13 protein-coding genes are annotated in these 15771 nt (G+C 69.2%); 4 read left to right on the top strand and 9 right to left on the bottom strand.

From position 1 onward, the window contains the following. Nucleotides 1-34 precede the first annotated feature (34 nt). The gene (locus ACFZDA_RS00355; RefSeq protein ID WP_391072645.1) at nt 35-736 is read right to left on the bottom strand and encodes a ribonuclease HII; all 702 of its coding nucleotides are present in this window, start codon (nt 734-736) and stop codon (nt 35-37) included. A gap of 83 nt (nt 737-819) precedes the next feature. Further along, a complete protein-coding gene (locus ACFZDA_RS00350) occupies nt 820-1440 on the bottom strand; it encodes a TetR/AcrR family transcriptional regulator C-terminal ligand-binding domain-containing protein (RefSeq protein WP_391072642.1) in 621 nt (206 codons plus the stop codon). 187 nt (nt 1441-1627) lie between these two features. On the opposite strand from ACFZDA_RS00350, the gene ACFZDA_RS00345 reads away from it, so the two are divergent. Beyond that, entirely contained in the window at nt 1628-3175 is a 1548-nt protein-coding gene (locus ACFZDA_RS00345) for a DHA2 family efflux MFS transporter permease subunit (protein WP_391072639.1), read from the top strand. A gap of 350 nt (nt 3176-3525) precedes the next feature. On the opposite strand, the gene ACFZDA_RS00340 is transcribed toward ACFZDA_RS00345, so the two are convergent. The 3 genes from ACFZDA_RS00340 to ACFZDA_RS00330 form a co-directional block, all read right to left on the bottom strand. After that, complete coding sequence (locus ACFZDA_RS00340; protein WP_391072636.1) at nt 3526-4434, bottom strand: ADP-ribosylglycohydrolase family protein; 909 nt, start codon at nt 4432-4434, stop codon at nt 3526-3528. A gap of 12 nt (nt 4435-4446) precedes the next feature. Continuing rightward, nucleotides 4447-5106 (bottom strand): histidine phosphatase family protein, encoded by a 660-nt coding sequence (locus ACFZDA_RS00335; RefSeq protein WP_059417402.1) that lies wholly within the window; start codon nt 5104-5106, stop codon nt 4447-4449. 150 nt (nt 5107-5256) lie between these two features. After that, entirely contained in the window at nt 5257-5862 is a 606-nt protein-coding gene (locus ACFZDA_RS00330; RefSeq protein WP_391072634.1) for a DUF4937 domain-containing protein, read from the bottom strand. A 155-nt stretch (nt 5863-6017) separates the two neighbouring features. On the opposite strand from ACFZDA_RS00330, the gene ACFZDA_RS00325 reads away from it, so the two are divergent. Together ACFZDA_RS00325 and ACFZDA_RS00320 are read left to right on the top strand one after the other, a co-directional pair. Beyond that, nucleotides 6018-6551: a TerD family protein gene (locus ACFZDA_RS00325; RefSeq protein WP_391072631.1), complete on the top strand. Its 534-nt coding sequence runs from the start codon at nt 6018-6020 to the stop codon at nt 6549-6551. 73 nt (nt 6552-6624) lie between these two features. Next, nucleotides 6625-7362 (top strand): phosphotransferase, encoded by a 738-nt coding sequence (locus tag ACFZDA_RS00320; RefSeq protein ID WP_391074518.1) that lies wholly within the window; start codon nt 6625-6627, stop codon nt 7360-7362. Nucleotides 7363-7423: 61 nt separating this feature from the next. On the opposite strand, the gene ACFZDA_RS00315 is transcribed toward ACFZDA_RS00320, so the two are convergent. Both ACFZDA_RS00315 and nrdR read right to left on the bottom strand, forming a co-directional pair. Further along, a complete protein-coding gene (locus tag ACFZDA_RS00315) occupies nt 7424-10306 on the bottom strand; it encodes a vitamin B12-dependent ribonucleotide reductase (RefSeq protein WP_391072628.1) in 2883 nt (960 codons plus the stop codon). 164 nt (nt 10307-10470) lie between these two features. After that, nucleotides 10471-11031: a transcriptional regulator NrdR gene (gene nrdR / locus ACFZDA_RS00310; RefSeq protein WP_391072626.1), complete on the bottom strand. Its 561-nt coding sequence runs from the start codon at nt 11029-11031 to the stop codon at nt 10471-10473. 620 nt (nt 11032-11651) lie between these two features. Between nrdR and lexA the strand changes: the two genes are divergently transcribed. After that, nucleotides 11652-12431, top strand: a complete 780-nt coding sequence (gene lexA, locus ACFZDA_RS00305; protein WP_030845416.1) for a transcriptional repressor LexA — start codon at nt 11652-11654, stop codon at nt 12429-12431. A 293-nt stretch (nt 12432-12724) separates the two neighbouring features. On the opposite strand, the gene ACFZDA_RS00300 is transcribed toward lexA, so the two are convergent. Both ACFZDA_RS00300 and ACFZDA_RS00295 read right to left on the bottom strand, forming a co-directional pair. Continuing rightward, nucleotides 12725-14701 (bottom strand): helicase C-terminal domain-containing protein, encoded by a 1977-nt coding sequence (locus ACFZDA_RS00300; protein ID WP_391072621.1) that lies wholly within the window; start codon nt 14699-14701, stop codon nt 12725-12727. A gap of 365 nt (nt 14702-15066) precedes the next feature. Beyond that, entirely contained in the window at nt 15067-15729 is a 663-nt protein-coding gene (locus tag ACFZDA_RS00295) for a GNAT family N-acetyltransferase (RefSeq protein WP_391072618.1), read from the bottom strand. Between the last annotated feature and the right edge of the window lie 42 nt (nt 15730-15771).

Raw genomic sequence — 15771 nt, 5'->3', positions numbered from 1 at the left:
GTCGGCGGGTGGCGCATGCGTGCGAACGAAACCGTCAGAAATCGAAGCCCAGCTGACCCTCGATTTCCGGAACACTTCCGTCCGTCCAGCTGCGGACCTTCTTGAGGTGCCGCCACTGGGGCAGCGCATCAAGATACGCCCACGACAACCGGTGGTAGGGGGTGGGGCCCCGCTCCGCCAGTGCGGCCTTGTGCACGGGTGAGGGATACCCGGCGTTGTCCGCAAAACCGAAGTCTGCATGGTCGATACCCAGTTCGGCCATCATTTTGTCGCGCTGGACCTTGGCGATCACCGAGGCCGCCGCGACCGCCACGCATGACTGGTCGCCCTTGATCACCGTACGGACCCGCCAGGGCGCACCGAGATAGTCGTGCTTGCCGTCGAGGATGATGGCGTCGGGGCGGACCGGCAGGGCGTCCAGGGCACGGCCCGCGGCGAGCCGCAGCGCGGCCGTCATCCCCAGGCTGTCTATCTCTTCCGGGGAGGCGTGCCCCAGGGCGTACGACGTCACCCACTTCCGCAGTTCCTCGGCGAGTTCGGTGCGTCGCTTGATGGTGAGCAGCTTCGAGTCGGTGAGACCCTCGGGCGGCCGGCGCAGTCCGGTGATCGCCGCGCAGACAGTGACGGGACCGGCCCACGCGCCGCGCCCCACCTCGTCGACACCTGCAACGATCTTCGCTCCGGTCGTGGCTCGAAGGGAGCGCTCGACGGTGTGGGTAGGCGGTTCGTACGGCATGGCGACCCTAGGTTACGCCGCCCGGAACCGCCCGCGACACCCCGGTAGGCCCTCGCAGCGCCCCGACGCTCGCCGGCCCCCGGTCAGGCGCCGCTCGACTGCAGCAGCGGAACCATCAACTGGTCGATCATCTCCTCGATTTCCTGGTCCCGCCATTCACAGCCGCACATCTTGGAGCGGTACATCATCATCGCCGGGATGGCGTCGAAGACGTATCCGTTCGCGGCGTCGGAACGTACCTCCCCTCGCCTGATCCCCCGCTCGATGACTTCCCGCAGCATCTTGATGGTGGGCTCCACAACCCCGTCGAAGATCACGGCATGGAAGCGCTCCGCCTGCGTCGTGTCGCATTCGTGAATCACCGAGCGAAGCGCGAAACCCGGGCGGGAGAACATCGCGTCGCGGGCTCTCCGGCACAGCGTCAAGAGGTCCTCACGCACACTCCCCTCGTCCGGGACCGCGTCGAAATGCGGCAGCCCGGCGCGCAGGGCGTCGGCGACGAGGTCCTCCTTGGACGGCCAGCGCCGGTAGACGGCCGCCTTTCCGGTCTGGGCACCGGCGGCAACGCCTTCCATCGTCAGGCCGTTCCAGCCGACGGTGCTGAGTTGGTCCAGCGCGGCGTCGAGGATCGCGCGTTCGAGTACGGCGCCGCGGCGGCGGGCCGCCGTCTGAGCGGGGGCGTCCGCCCAACTCGGGGTAACCATCGAACTCTCTCCAACGAGCAGATGAAGCGGGGATTTCGGGGTTGGGGGGCGTGCCGGACGGCGGCAAAGGGGGACGTGCCGCACGACGACGCCACAAGTGAACGCTTGCGTTCACTGTCGGGGACTCACTACCTTTGACGCGACAGTGAACGCGAGCGTTCACTAACGCACTCGTGGGGGACCCATAGTGACAACCTCTCCATTGCTCAAGGACGAGAAGCCAGGTACGGCACGCCGGGAGGGACACCCCGGCATCGCGCTCACCGTCATCGCGGCCTGCCAACTCATGGTGGTACTCGACGCGACGATTGTGAACATCGCACTCCCGCACATTCAAGACGCACTCAAGTTCAGCACCACCGACCTCACCTGGGTCGTCAGCTCCTACACACTCACCTTCGGCGGTCTGCTGCTCCTCGGCGGCCGCGCCGGTGACATCCTCGGGCGCCGCAGGGTGTTCATGACCGGCATCCTGCTGTTCACCTTCGCCTCGCTGCTCGGCGGGCTGGCCCAGGAGCCGTGGCAGTTGCTGGCCGCGCGGGTCCTCCAGGGCGTGGGAGGCGCGATCGCGTCGCCCACCTCGCTGGCGCTCATCACCACCACGTTCCCCGAGGGCCCGGAGCGCAACCGGGCCTTCGGTGTCTTCGCCGCGGTGTCCGCGGGTGGTGGTGCCATCGGCCTGCTCGCGGGCGGCATGCTCACCGAGTGGCTCGACTGGCGCTGGGTGCTCTTCGTGAACGTGCCGATCGGTGTGCTGATCGCCGTGCTCACCCCGCTGTACATCAGCGAGTCCGAGCGGCACACCGGACGCTTCGACATAGCGGGGGCGGTGACCTCGACCGCGGGCATGGCATCCCTCGTCTACGGCTTCATACGGGCGGCGGACGAGGGCTGGCGGGACAGCCTCACCATCGGGTCCTTCGCCGCCGCGGTGGTCCTGCTGCTGGCCTTCGGGATCATCGAGTCCCGGGCCAAGGAGCCGATCACCCCGCTGCGGATGTTCACCGACCGGAACCGCTCGGGCACGTACGTGATCATGCTGAGCCTCGCGGCGGCGATGTTCGGCATGTTCTTCTACATCGTGCTGTTCGTACAGAACGTGCTCGGCTACAGCCCGATCGAGGCGGGGCTCGCCTTCCTGCCCGTGACCGTCGTGATCGCGCTCGGCGCGGGGCTGTCGCAGCGGTTCCTGCCCGTGCTGGGTCCGAAGCCCTTCATGCTCCTGGGCTCGGCGCTCGCGGCGATCGGACTGGCCTGGCAGGCGCTCATCAGCTCCGACAGCTCGTACGTCGGCGGGGTTCTCGGTCCGATGCTGGTGTTCGGCTTCGGCATGGGCCTGAACTTCGTCACGCTGACGCTCACCGCCGTCTCGGGAGTCGCCCAGCACGAGGCGGGCGCCGCCTCCGGGCTGCTCAACACCACCCAGCAGGTGGGCGGATCGCTGGGTCTGTCCATCCTGACGACCGTGTTCGGCACGGCGACCAGGGACGAAGCGGAGAAGCAGCTTCCGCAGTTCATGGCCGAGGGCTCCCCCGAGCAGAAGGCGGAGTTCGCCACGACGCACCAGTTGCCCGCGCCGTGGGGGCACGAGGTGCTGGCCCAGGGCATCTCCGCCGCCTTCGTCCCGGCCGCGGCCATGGCCGTCCTCGCCCTGGCCACCGCCTGGTTGGTGATCCGGGTCCGCAAGAGCGACCTGGAGGCGCTCTCCGGCTCGGCCGGGCCGGGGCTGGGCTGACGCGAAGGCACCGGGGGACGGCGTCGGCGGCTCACCGGCCGGCTCGTAAGGAGCCTGCCGGCGGCCGCCGCGCCGGTCCGTGACCAGCTGCGCATGTCCCAGGCGGCGTGCGCACTCGTTCCACCAGTGGAGCAGAACGGTCAGCAGGACCTCCATGATCACCCCCGTCGCGCTCCCTGTACGCACCTTCAGCGTGGGCCACCTCATGGCTCACACCGCGGATGTCACGACAACGAGCGGGAGGTCACGTAGAGTTCCCGACGCGCACGGAGAGTTTCGGATGCGTACGGTGAGTTCTGATGACCAGCCGATTTCCGATGACTGGACCCCGTGCGGAAGAGCTCTGACCGCTAGACCGACGCAGGCACCCAGTCCGGCAGCGGCTCCGTCCGCGCCACCCACTCGGCGGGCGGCGCCCCCGTCTTGCCCGAGGCGATCACGCCGCCCACGATGGCACAGGTGGTGTCGACGTCCCCGCCGACCTGGGCGGTCGTCCAGAAAGCCTGCTGGTAGTCACCGAGACTTCGCGCGGCCGACCAGAGGGCGAAGGGCACGGTGTCGTGGGCGGTCGTCCGCCGTCCGCAGCCCAGTACCGCCGCGACCGTGGCCGGGTCGGCGTAGTCGAGCATGTCCCGGGCCCGGCGCAGTCCCGCGCCCACCGCGCTCTTCTTCGGCACGAGATCGATGACCCCGTCGAGGAGGGCTTCGGCATCAGGCGGCCCGCCGGGGGCAGCGGCGAACGCGGCTGCCGCGGAGACGGCCATGGCACCGACGACGGCCTCGCGATGCTGGTGGGTGGTGTAGGCCGAGATCTCCGCCTGGTGCGTCGCCTGCTCCGGGTCGTCCGCGTACCAGGCGCCCAGCGGGGCGATCCGCATCGCGGCGCCGTTGCCCCAGGACCCCTGTCCGTTGAAGAGCGCGGCGGCGAGTTCGCGCCAGCCGCCGCCCTCCCGGACGAGCCGCAGCAGGCGGTTGACCGCGGGACCGTAGCCCCGGTCGGCATCGTGGTGCTCGGCGAAGGAGCGGGCCAGGGCGTCCTGGTCGATGCGGTGGTGAGCGACCAGGACGGCGACGACGGAGCCGGCCATCTCCGTGTCGTCGGTCCACTGCCACGACCCGGAGGGAATCTCGCGGCGCTTCAGCAGCGGGTAGTTCACGGGCACGAAGTACTGGGAGCCCAGGGCGTCCCCGACGGACAGTCCGCGCAGGCTGGCAAGTGCGCGGTCCAGGCGCCCCTCGGTGGAGGAATCAGCGGTCATCGGCCTGCCACTCTATCCAGTGATCCCGTAGGGCTCGGGATCTCGCCAGCGGTCGAACGGCCGGTCCAGCGTGTACTTGCCGTCGTCTCCCAGAACGAGCATCCGCACCTCGCCGTTCCCCGGGTTCGACAGCGACTCGAACTCGGCGACCGTCCAGTGGAACCACCGCATGCAGAACAGCCGCATGGCCAGACCATGGGTGACGATCAGGACGTTCGGCGGATGGTCGGGATCCTCGAAGCTGCGGAACAGGCTCTCCAGGAAGCCGCCGACCCGGTCGTAGACGTCGGCGCCGGACTCGCCCTGGGCGAAACGGTAGAAGAAGTGGCCGTACGCGTCGCGGTAGGTCTTCTGGAGGCGGACCTCGTCACGGTCCTGCCAGTTGCCCCAGTCCTGCTCGCGCAGCCGGGGTTCCTCGCGTACCCGTATGAGCCCGGGGTCGAGGCGGAAGGCGCGCAGCGTCTCGTGCGTGCGGCGGTACGGGGAGACGTAGACGCTGACGCGCTCGCCGCCGAACAGCTCGCGCAACTGCTCGCCCGTCGCCTCCGCCTGCCGCCGGCCCCGCTCGGTCAGCGCCAGGGCGTGGTCGGGTTCACGCTCGTACACGGAGTCATCAACATTGCCCGTTGACTCGCCGTGCCGGACAAGGACGATGCGCCGTGGTCGTGCCATGCCAAAACCCTAGATCGGGTAGGACCCCATCGAGCACTCGTACCGCGCCCATACAGCGTAGGTCACACACATTCCGCACCACAGATCACACAGGTCGCACGCTGGTCCGACCGGAATCAATCAGTCCGGTTCGCCCGGCCCACCCGGACCTCAGACCGTCCAGCTCGGCTCCATGTCCACGACGTCCCCGGTCAGCGCTGCGACGTCCGCCTCCGTCTGGGCTCGCAGGGCGAGTCGCTCGACGCGTTCCGTGCGGTACTTGCCGTGCTCGGCGGCCGACCGCCACATCGACAGCACCATGAACTCGTTCCCGGGTGCCTCGCCGAACAGCCCGCGCACCATGCCGGGCGAGCCGGCCATCGCCGGGTTCCAGACCTTCTCCTGCATCAGCACGAAATGCTCGACCCGCTCCTCGTGGACACGGCAGAGCGCCACGCGCAGCAGGTCGGCGTCCGTGAAGCGCGGTTCGAACCCGGTCTTCACATCGAAGCGGTAGTCGAAGAGCCTGATCTGGGCGTCCTTGAACGTGCCCGACTGGGCCGACGCGAGCCGGTCGTGGGAACGCGCCATGAAGGAGTCGTAGAAGGCGCGGCTCTCCCAGAACGCGAAGATGTGCGCCACGTCCGGCCGCCCCCTGCTCCAGCCACCCCCCTGTCCCCGAAACCCCGGCTCCCCCAGAAGCCCCGCCCACTTCCGCTGCCCCCGCTCGAAACCGCGGCGGTCCACCACAGTGCAGCGAATCCACTTGACCAGCACCGCGCCATGGTAAGGCCACGGAGCGTGGCGCCGGTCACTCTCGGCTGGACCGCTCTCCGGCGCGCGCACCCGCACGCGTGGCAGGATGGACAAACAGTCATGGCTGCCCGGCAGTTGAGGCGGACGGGCGGGTCGGTACGGGGAAGGGGACGCTGGTGGACGGGCTGAACAAGGGGCTGCGCAAGGTCGAGATCGCGGTGCGGTGGGATCCCAGTCCGGCGGGGCAGCCGTCCACCGACCTGGACCTCGTCGCGGCGACCTATCTGGCGGACGCTCCTCACGGCGATCCGGCCTATCTGGTGCACTTCGACAGCCGCTCCCCCGATGGCACCATCTATCTCAACCGGGACAGCAAGGACGGCCAGGGCTTCGGCTACGACGAAGTCATGACGCTGGAACTCGACCGGCTCGACGGCCGGTACGCGCGCGTGGTGGTCGGTGTCGTCATCCAGCAGCGCCCGGCGGAGCGCACGTTCGTCAGTGTGGTGAACCCCGGGCTTCGCATCCGCGAGGGGTACACGGTCCTGGCCGAGGACGACTTCGGCGGTGTCCTGGGGGCCACGGCGACGACGGTCGCGGAGTTCGTCCGGGACGGCTCCGGTCCCTGGGACTTCCGCCCCGGCCTCCGTGGTTTCGAGGGTGACCCCGTGGACTTCGCCAGGACAATGGGTGCCGCGCCCCGGCCCTGAGTCCTGCCCGGAGAGCCCTCGGGAACCAGGGGTGAACTCGGTCTTCCCGGACGGCTGAGACTGCGAGGCCCGGCTGGTCGACGGCCGCTGGGTCGAACGCCGTCCCCGCCGCCCGGACGTGGAGCGCCAGCTCCGGACGGAGACCCGCCCGCCGCCCTGGCTCGCGCCGCAGCTGCCGCTCGCCGTGCCAGTGCCAGTGCCAGTGCCGCACATCGTGTCGGACGATCCGCTCACTGTTCGGCATTTCATGGTCCCGGGTGAACCCCTGGAGGAGCTGGATGCCTCCCAGGGACGCACCTTGGGACTCTTCCTGTGGGCTTTGCACCGGGCGGCTGCCGGCGAGGCCGTGCGACGCGGCGTGCCACCCGCGCGGGAGGTGCTCCAGGAACGCGCCTGGCTGGCGGACGACTTCCGGACGCGCCACCTGCCCCTCCTGCCGCCGGACCGGCACGACCCCGCCGCCGCCCTGCTGGAGGCCGTCAGCGCGCTGCCCGCCGATGCCCTCGTCCACGGGGATCCCGGACCCGAGCATCTGCTGGCCCAGGACGGCGCCCTCACCGGTGTCATCGACTTCGGCGACGCGCACATCGGAGACCACGCCATCGACCTGGCATGGGCGCTCAACGGCAGCTCACCGGCGTTCGCCGCCGCCTACGGGGCACAGGCGGCGTTACGCGAACGCTCACGGATATGGCACTGCCTGGGCCCCTGGTACGAGGTCGCGCACGGGTTGGACACCGGTGACCAGGACACCGTCCGGTCGGGGCTGAACGGCGTGCTGGACAGGCTTCCCGGCATCGGCGGCCCGTGACGACAAGAGGGGCACCGGCCCGAAGGCGGTGCCCCTCTGTCATCGGCTCAGGCGCTCGGCGTCAGCTGCAACCGCTGGTCGAGCCGCAGCCCTCGCAGATGTAGCAGGAACCGGCGCGCTGCATCTTCGTACCGCAGGAGAAGCACAGCGGAGCGTCGGCCTGGATGCCCAGCTGCATCTCCACCAGTTCGGCGCTGGTGTGGGCCGTCTGCGGGGCGGGCTTGGCCGCCTCTTCGTTCTTCGGCGCGGAGACGGCCTTCAGCTCCTGGGCCCGCGGCGCGGACTGGGCCAGGCCCTCCACGTCGACCTCGTCATCGCCGATGGTCTGCTCGTACGAACCGGTCTCCAGGTGACGCTGACGCTCCTCGGCCGAGTGGATGCCGAGCGCGGAACGCGTCTCGAACGGCAGGAAGTCCAGCGCCAGGCGGCGGAAGATGTAGTCGACGATCGACTGCGCCATCCGCACGTCCGGGTCGTCCGTCATGCCGGCCGGCTCGAAGCGCATGTTCGTGAACTTCGAGACGTACGTCTCCAGCGGGACGCCGTACTGGAGGCCGACCGAGACCGCGATGGAGAAGGCGTCCATCATGCCCGCGAGGGTCGAGCCCTGCTTGGACATCTTGAGGAAGACCTCGCCCAGACCGTCGTCCGGGTAGGAGTTGGCGGTCATGTAGCCCTCGGCGCCGCCGACAGTGAAGGACGTGGTGATGCCGGGACGTCCCTTCGGGAGGCGCTTGCGGACCGGACGGTACTCGACGACCTTCTCGACCTTGGCCTCGACGGCCGCGGGCTCCTCGGCCTTCTCCTCCCACTTCTTGGTGGAGAGCGGCTGGCCGACCTTGCAGTTGTCGCGGTAGATCGCGAGCGCCTTGACGCCCAGCTTCCAGGCCTCGAAGTAGATCTCCTCGACCTCCTCGACGGTCGCCGTCTCCGGCATGTTGACCGTCTTGGAGATGGCGCCTGAGATCCACGGCTGGATCGCGGCCATCATGCGGACGTGGCCCATCGGGGAGATGGCCCGCTCGCCCATGGCACAGTCGAACACCTCGTAGTGCTCGGGCTTGAGGCCCGGGGCGTCGATCACGTTGCCGTGCTCGGCGATGTGGGCGACGATCGCCTCGATCTGCTCTTCCAGGTAGCCGAGGCGGCGCAGGGCCTGCGGCACGGTGCCGTTGACGATCTGCATCGAGCCGCCGCCGACCAGCTTCTTGAACTTGACCAGGGCGAGGTCGGGCTCGACACCGGTGGTGTCGCAGGACATCGCGAGGCCGATGGTGCCGGTCGGGGCCAGCACGGACGCCTGGGAGTTACGGAAACCGTTCTTCTCCCCGAGGCGCAGGACGTCCTGCCACGACTCGCTGGCGGCGGCCCACACCGGGGTGTCCAGGTCGTCCATGCGGACGGCCTTGTCGTTGGCGTCGGAGTGCTGCTTCATGACGCGCTTGTGGGCGTCGGCGTTGCGGGCGTACCCGTCGTACGGGCCGACGACCGCGGCGAGTTCGGCGGAGCGGCGGTACGCCGTACCCGTCATCAGGGAGGTGATGGCGCCGGCGAGGGAGCGGCCGCCGTCGGAGTCGTAGGCGTGGCCCGTGGCCATCAGCAGGGCACCGAGGTTGGCGTAGCCGATACCGAGCTGGCGGAACGCGCGCGTGTTCTCGCCGATCTTCTGGGTCGGGAAGTCGGCGAAGCAGATCGAGATGTCCATCGCGGTGATGACCAGCTCGACGACCTTCTGGAAGCGCTCGGCCTCGAAGGACTGGTTGCCCTTGCCGTCGTCCTTCAGGAACTTCATCAGGTTCAGCGAGGCCAGGTTGCAGGACGTGTTGTCCAGGTGCATGTACTCGCTGCACGGGTTCGACGCGGTGATCCGGCCGGACTCGGGGCAGGTGTGCCAGTTGTTGATGGTGTCGTCGTACTGGATGCCGGGGTCGGCGCAGGCCCAGGCGGCCTCGGCGATCTTGCGGAAGAGCTGCTTGGCGTCGACCTCCTCGATGACCTCGCCGGTCATCCGGCCGCGCAGCCCGAACTTGCCACCCTGCTCGACGGCCGTCATGAACTCGTCGTTCACACGGACCGAGTTGTTGGCGTTCTGGTACTGGACGGACGCGATGTCGTCGCCGCCCAGGTCCATGTCGAAGCCCGCGTCGCGCAGGACGCGGATCTTCTCCTCTTCCTTGACCTTGGTCTCGATGAAGTCCTCGATGTCGGGGTGGTCCACGTCGAGGACGACCATCTTGGCGGCGCGGCGGGTGGCGCCACCGGACTTGATCGTTCCTGCGGAGGCGTCGGCGCCGCGCATGAAGGAGACCGGACCGGAGGCATTGCCACCGGAGGACAGCAGCTCCTTGGAGGAACGGATCCGGGAGAGGTTCAGGCCGGCACCGGAGCCGCCCTTGAAGATCATGCCCTCTTCCTTGTACCAGTCGAGGATCGACTCCATGGAGTCGTCGACGGACAGGATGAAGCAGGCGGAGACCTGCTGGGGCTGCTTGGTGCCGACGTTGAACCAGACAGGGCTGTTGAAGCTGAAGATCTGGTGCAGGAGGGCGTAGGCCAGCTCGTGCTCGAAGATCTCGGCGTCGGCCGGCGAGGCGAAGTACTTGTGGTCTTCTCCGGCCTTCCGGTACGTCTTCACGATGCGGTCGATCAGCTGCTTGAGGCTGGTCTCACGCTGCGGGGTGCCGACGGCACCGCGGAAGTACTTGCTGGTGACGATGTTGACCGCATTCACCGACCAGAAGTCGGGGAACTCGACGCCACGCTGCTCGAAGTTGACCGAGCCGTCGCGCCAGTTGGTCATGACGACGTCACGGCGCTCCCAGGCCACCTCGTCGTACGGGTGGACACCAGGGGTGGTGTGGATGCGCTCGATACGCAGGCCCTTGCTCGCCTTGGTGCTCTTGGCGCGGGAACTCCGTGCCGGACCGCTCGCCGTCTCTGTCATGCCGCCTCCCTGTACGGGCGAAAACGCCCTGAAGTGCCCCGTTGTTCCCGTGGCACGGTGTTCTGTCTGATGCTGCGGGCACCCACTCACATCGCCCGCAACAGGTCTTCCCATCGCCGCCGCCCGGCCGGGCCCGGAGCTGCCGTCCAGGTCCGGCCCGCCGGTCAGTCGGCGGCGCCTGCGGGCTCCGGGACGTGTCCCGTCCCTCCGGGCCCGCGGTCGTCTTCCTGGCTCCCCGCCCCCGCGTCCTCGCGGTCTCCGTCGTCCGCGTCGGAGCGCCCCGTCTCTTCCCTGAGCTCCGCGATGGCCGCCTCGAAGTCCTCGAGCGAATCGAACGCCCGGTAGACGGAGGCGAAGCGCAGATACGCGACGAGATCGAGCTCCTGCAATGGGCCGAGTATGGCCAGTCCCACGTCATGGGTGGTCAGCTCGGCGCTTCCGGTGGCCCGCACCGCCTCCTCGACCCGCTGGCCGAGCTGGGCGAGCGCGTCCTCGGTGACGGGCCGTCCCTGACACGCCTTGCGCACACCATTGATGATCTTGGTACGGCTGAATGGTTCGGTGACTCCGGACCGCTTGACCACCATGAGCGAGCAGGTCTCCACAGTCGTGAAACGACGGGAGCAGTCAGGGCACTGGCGGCGCCTGCGGATGGACGTGCCGTCGTCGGTCGTACGACTGTCGACGACACGGCTGTCGGGGTGCCTGCAGAAGGGGCAGTGCATGAACTCCAACCCTCCTCACAGCAGACTCATAAGCATCGCTGGGCCTCTTGCGCCCCACGAAGCAGCCCCAAGCATAGGCGATGACCATGGGCGCGAAGACCCGGGGGACCACAACTTGTGGGCTGCTGCAGCAATCCAACCACTAGATGTGGGGATTGGCTCATACACGCACGCCATACGCGCGTGTCGCGCGCGTAGACGCGGGTGACATGCGATCGGTCCAGCCGCGCCCACCTCATACGCTCTCGCCGGCACCGCCGCACAGGAACGGCCGGCTCCACCGGCCGCATCCGTACGCGCACAGCCGTATCGCCGCGGGACATGCGGAGATACCGTGGGCGCCACGAGAAGGAGACGTGGGACTCCCGCACAGAAGGGGGCCGATCCCGGGGCGGGAGAACGCCGGATGGCAGACTGAAGCAACAGCCCCGAGGTGATCACCCCGGCGGTGAAGAGTACAGCAATGGGCGCTTTTGCCCGCCAGGGGAAGCGGTAGCCAATACACCCGGACACATGATCGCGTCAGAAGATTCGCGATTTTTCACTCGAACGTGTGTTTGGCGCAACCTTTCGAAAGCAACTACCGTTGTGCAGCAGGGAGACCATCGAGAGGGGCCGACGTGACCACCACCGCAGACAGTGCCGCCATCACTGCCCAGGACCGCTCCCAGGGCCGACTGGAGCCGGTTCACGCGATGAACGAAGCCACGAACCCTGAGGGGCACAAGCGCTCCCTGCCCGGGCGACCTCCCGGCATCCGGGCGGACAGTTCCGGACTCACCGACCGCCAGCGACGCGTGATCGAGGTCATCAGGGACTCCGTGCAGCGACGCGGCTACCCACCGTCCATGCGCGAGATCGGCCAGGCAGTAGGCCTGTCCAGCACTTCTTCCGTCGCACATCAGCTGATGGCACTGGAGCGCAAGGGCTTCCTGCGCCGCGACCCGCACCGCCCGCGAGCGTACGAGGTGCGCGGTTCCGACCAGGCCGCCTCCGTGCAGCCCACGGACACCGCGGGCAAGCCTGCCGCGTCATACGTCCCGCTGGTCGGCCGCATCGCCGCCGGTGGGCCGATCCTCGCCGAGGAGTCCGTCGAGGACGTCTTCCCCCTTCCCCGCCAGCTCGTCGGCGACGGTGAGCTGTTCGTCCTGAAGGTCGTCGGCGACTCGATGATCGAGGCCGCCATCTGCGACGGCGACTGGGTCACGGTCCGCCGCCAGCCGGTCGCCGAGAACGGCGACATCGTGGCCGCGATGCTCGACGGTGAAGCCACCGTCAAGCGCTTCAAGCGCGAGGACGGCCACGTCTGGCTCCTGCCGCACAACGCGGCCTACGAGCCGATCCCCGGCGACGACGCGACCATCCTCGGCAAGGTGGTCGCCGTACTGCGCCGCGTCTGAGACCGCGCACCGCGTCGGGTGGGCCCCATCGGCCCACCCTCTGACCGGGCCCCGGGACCCCTGCGCCGGTTCCGGGGCCCTGCGCTGTCCGGGGCTCCGGTAGCTCGATCGGGTGTCCGCTGCGCGCCCTGGCTAGGCGGTGTCGGGGGCCCGGGTAATGCGATCGCGGTGTCCGAGGGATTCCGGTTCGCGGTGCCCGGGAGCTCCGGCATTAGGTGCGCGGTGTCGGCCCGGTACTCCTGGTGTGGAGGGCGCCGGCCCACGGCTCCGTCGCCGCAGCCCGGCCCCGAGGCTCAATCGGCTTCCGCCTGCCGAGCCACCGCGTCGATCGCCGCCAGCGACTTCCGCACCTGGTTACGGTCCGTCGTGTACCAGAAGTCGGGCAGTGACGCCTTCAGATAGCTCCCGTACCGGGCCGTCGCCAGACGCGGGTCCAGTACGGCGACCACACCGCGGTCGCCCGACGCCCGTACGAGACGGCCGGCGCCCTGGGCCATGAGAAGCGCGGCATGGGTCGCGGCGACGGCCATGAAGCCGTTGCCACCCGCGTCCTCCACGGCCTTCTGGCGGGCGCTCATCAGGGGGTCGTCCGGGCGCGGGAACGGGATCTTGTCCATGACGACCAGCTGACAGCTGGGTCCGGGGACGTCCACGCCCTGCCACAGCGACAGGGTGCCGAACAGACAGGTCTGCGGGTCGGCCGCGAAGTTCTTGATGAGCTCGCCCAGCGTCTCCTCGCCCTGGAGGAGAATCGGGAACTCCGGGATCCGAGAACGCAGTTCCTCGGCGGCCAGCTGAGCGCCCCGCATGGAGGAGAACAGGCCCAGGGTGCGGCCGCCCGCCGCCTGAATGAGCTCCGTGAGCTCGTCGAGCATGTCCCCGCGGTCGCCGTCCCGCGCGGGGCGCGCCAGGTTCTTCGCGACGTACAGGATGCCCTGCTTGCGGTAGTCGAAGGGCGATCCGACGTCGATGCCCTTCCACTGCGGGACGTCTTCGCCCTCGGTGCCTTCGGGGGCGAGCCCGAGGGACGCGCCGACGCCGTTGAAATCGCCGCCCAGCTTCAGCGTCGCGGACGTCAGGACCACGGAGCGGTCCGCGAAGAGCTTCTCCCGCAGCAGCCCCGAGACGGACATGGGGGCGACGCGCAGGGAGGCACCGAAGCGGTCGTGGCGCTCGTACCAGACCACGTCCCATTCGGAGCCGTTCGTGATCCGCTCCGCCACGTCGTGCACATTCTCCACGGAGGCCAGCGCCTGCTTGCGGACCGCGTCCTCGTCCTGGACGGATTTGTCGCGGGTCGTGCCGATGGCGGAGATGACGGTGCGGCACGCGTCGCGCAGTGCCATGAGGGCGTAGCCGAGATCCTCCGGGATCTCCTCCAGGCGGCCCGGCAGCGCGAGCTCCATCAGCCGCTCAAAGCCCTCGGCGGCGGTCTGGAGCTGGTCCGCCGCCTTCTCGTTGACGAGTTTCGCGGCCCGGCGCACCGCGCGGTTGACCTGGCCGGGGGTGAGCTCCCCCGTGGCGACTCCGGTGACGCGCGAGACCAGCTCATGTGCCTCGTCCACGATCAGCACCTCATGCTGCGGGAGGACCGGGGCGCCCTCGATGGCGTCGATCGCGAGCAGTGCGTGGTTGGTGACGATGACCTCGGAGAGCTTGGCGCGCTCGCGGGCCATCTCGGCGAAGCACTCGGCGCCGTATGCGCACTTCGAGGCACCGAGGCACTCCCTCGACGACACCGACACCTGGGCCCAGGCCCGGTCCGAGATGCCGGGTGTGAGGTCGTCGCGGTCGCCGGTCTCGGTCTCGTCGGCCCAGTCGCGCACCCGCAGCAGGTCCTGACCCAGCTTGCTGGTGGGCGCGGCTGCCTCGAACTGGTCGAAGAGGCCCTCCTCCTCGTCCTGCGGGACGCCCTCGTGCAGACGGTGCAGGCACAGGTAGTTCGAGCGGCCCTTGAGCATCGCGAACTCCGGGCGGCGGCGCAGCAGGGGGTGCAGCGACTCGACCGTTCTCGGCAGGTCGCGCTCCACCAGCTGACGCTGGAGGGCCAGGGTGGCGGTCGCGACGACGACACGCTCCCCGTGCGCGAGCGCGGGCACCAGGTAGCCCAGCGACTTGCCGGTACCGGTGCCGGCCTGGACCAGCAGGTGGGAGCCGTCGTCGATCGCCTCTGCGACGGCTTCGGCCATGGCCACCTGACCGGGGCGCTCCGTACCGCCGACGGCAGTGACGGCAGCATGCAGGAGTTCGGGGAGTGAGGGCTTCGTCATAGCGCGACCACCCTACGACCCGGCACTGACAAACGGGTGATCAAGTCGGGGACGGGTGACGGGATCAAGGCCTTGGGCTCCTCGGTGCGGGTGGCTCGGATGGGCGGACGGGGGTGGGGCGAGTCGTGGTTGAGCGGGGCGAGCCGAAAGCGGGGCGGGGCACCCCCGGGGGTGGCGCGAGCTGTGAGGGGCGATGGCGTGGCTCGGTCCCGGCCGTCCGATGTGGCGGCGCGCGGAGGGGCCTGCGAACGGCTCGAGCAAAGCGGATAGGCCGGCGAGCGGAGCGGCTCGAGAAAATTTGTGGCTGGGTGGGAACCGCGGCGGCGCGGGCCGCGTTCAATGAGTGATGACGCGGTGACACAGCGCTACATCACATGCCGAAGGGACCGGTCTCGGACCATGAGGGCTGCTCGCTTGTCGGGCAGGTCGACCTCGGCGGAGAACCGGAAACCGGCGGTCAGGAAGGCGGCGATGGAGGGGGTGTTGCGAATGTCGGGTTCCGCGATGACGCGCGCGCAGGAGGGCCGCCGCGCGAGTACGAGATCGGCCACGGCTCGGAGCAGCAGACCGCCGAGACCACGTCCTCTGTCGACGACGGTGCCGATCAGGAGGTGGAGCCCGGTGTCGTGAGGCCGGGCCGGATAGTGGCGGGCCAATGGGTCCAGGTCCGCCCGGTAGATCTCCCAATAGCTCATCGGCGTTCCGCCCAGCACGCCGATGCACGGCACGCTGCGTCCGTCGCCGGCCAGCTGGGACAGCACGTGGTCCTCGGTCACTTTCTGGGGACCGGACAGCTCCCAGAACGCCGCAGCAACGGGGTCGTTCATCCATCGGCTGATGAGCGGAAGATCGCGTTCGGCGCGCACGAGGACGAGGTGGAAGACGCCCACGGGTGTCTCGGTCGGGCCCCAGTCGGCGATGCGGTCGAGGAGATCGTCCGTGCCCTGGTCCGGTCCCCGGACTCTGCGACTGCTGGGCGCCTCGTCCGCGATGAGGGCGAGGAGTTCGTCGGGGAGGCGTAGGTCCATGGTGTCTTCGCCCTGGCCGCCCGCACCGGCATCCGCACCGCG

Origin of the sequence: Streptomyces sp. NPDC007991 (assembly GCF_042958445.1) — a bacterium.
Taxonomy (GTDB): Bacteria; Actinomycetota; Actinomycetes; order Streptomycetales; family Streptomycetaceae; genus Streptomyces.
The sequence above is the reverse complement of the archived record's forward strand: the minus strand, read 5'-3'. Positions and strand labels throughout refer to the sequence as shown.

Bases quoted from the DNA above. Each gene is read 5' to 3' on its own strand.
- ACFZDA_RS00355 (WP_391072645.1), bottom strand. From the start codon at position 736: ATGCCGTACGAACCGCCTACCCACACCGTCGAGCGCTCCCTTCGAGCC.
- ACFZDA_RS00300 (WP_391072621.1), bottom strand. From the start codon at position 14,701: ATGACGAAGCCCTCACTCCCCGAACTCCTGCATGCTGCCGTCACTGCC.
- ACFZDA_RS00340 (WP_391072636.1), bottom strand. From the start codon at position 4,434: ATGACCGCTGATTCCTCCACCGAGGGGCGCCTGGACCGCGCACTTGCC.
- ACFZDA_RS00350 (WP_391072642.1), bottom strand. From the start codon at position 1,440: ATGGTTACCCCGAGTTGGGCGGACGCCCCCGCTCAGACGGCGGCCCGC.
- ACFZDA_RS00315 (WP_391072628.1), bottom strand. From the start codon at position 10,306: ATGACAGAGACGGCGAGCGGTCCGGCACGGAGTTCCCGCGCCAAGAGC.
- ACFZDA_RS00335 (WP_059417402.1), bottom strand. From the start codon at position 5,106: ATGGCACGACCACGGCGCATCGTCCTTGTCCGGCACGGCGAGTCAACG.
- nrdR (WP_391072626.1), bottom strand. From the start codon at position 11,031: ATGCACTGCCCCTTCTGCAGGCACCCCGACAGCCGTGTCGTCGACAGT.
- ACFZDA_RS00295 (WP_391072618.1), bottom strand. From the start codon at position 15,729: ATGGACCTACGCCTCCCCGACGAACTCCTCGCCCTCATCGCGGACGAG.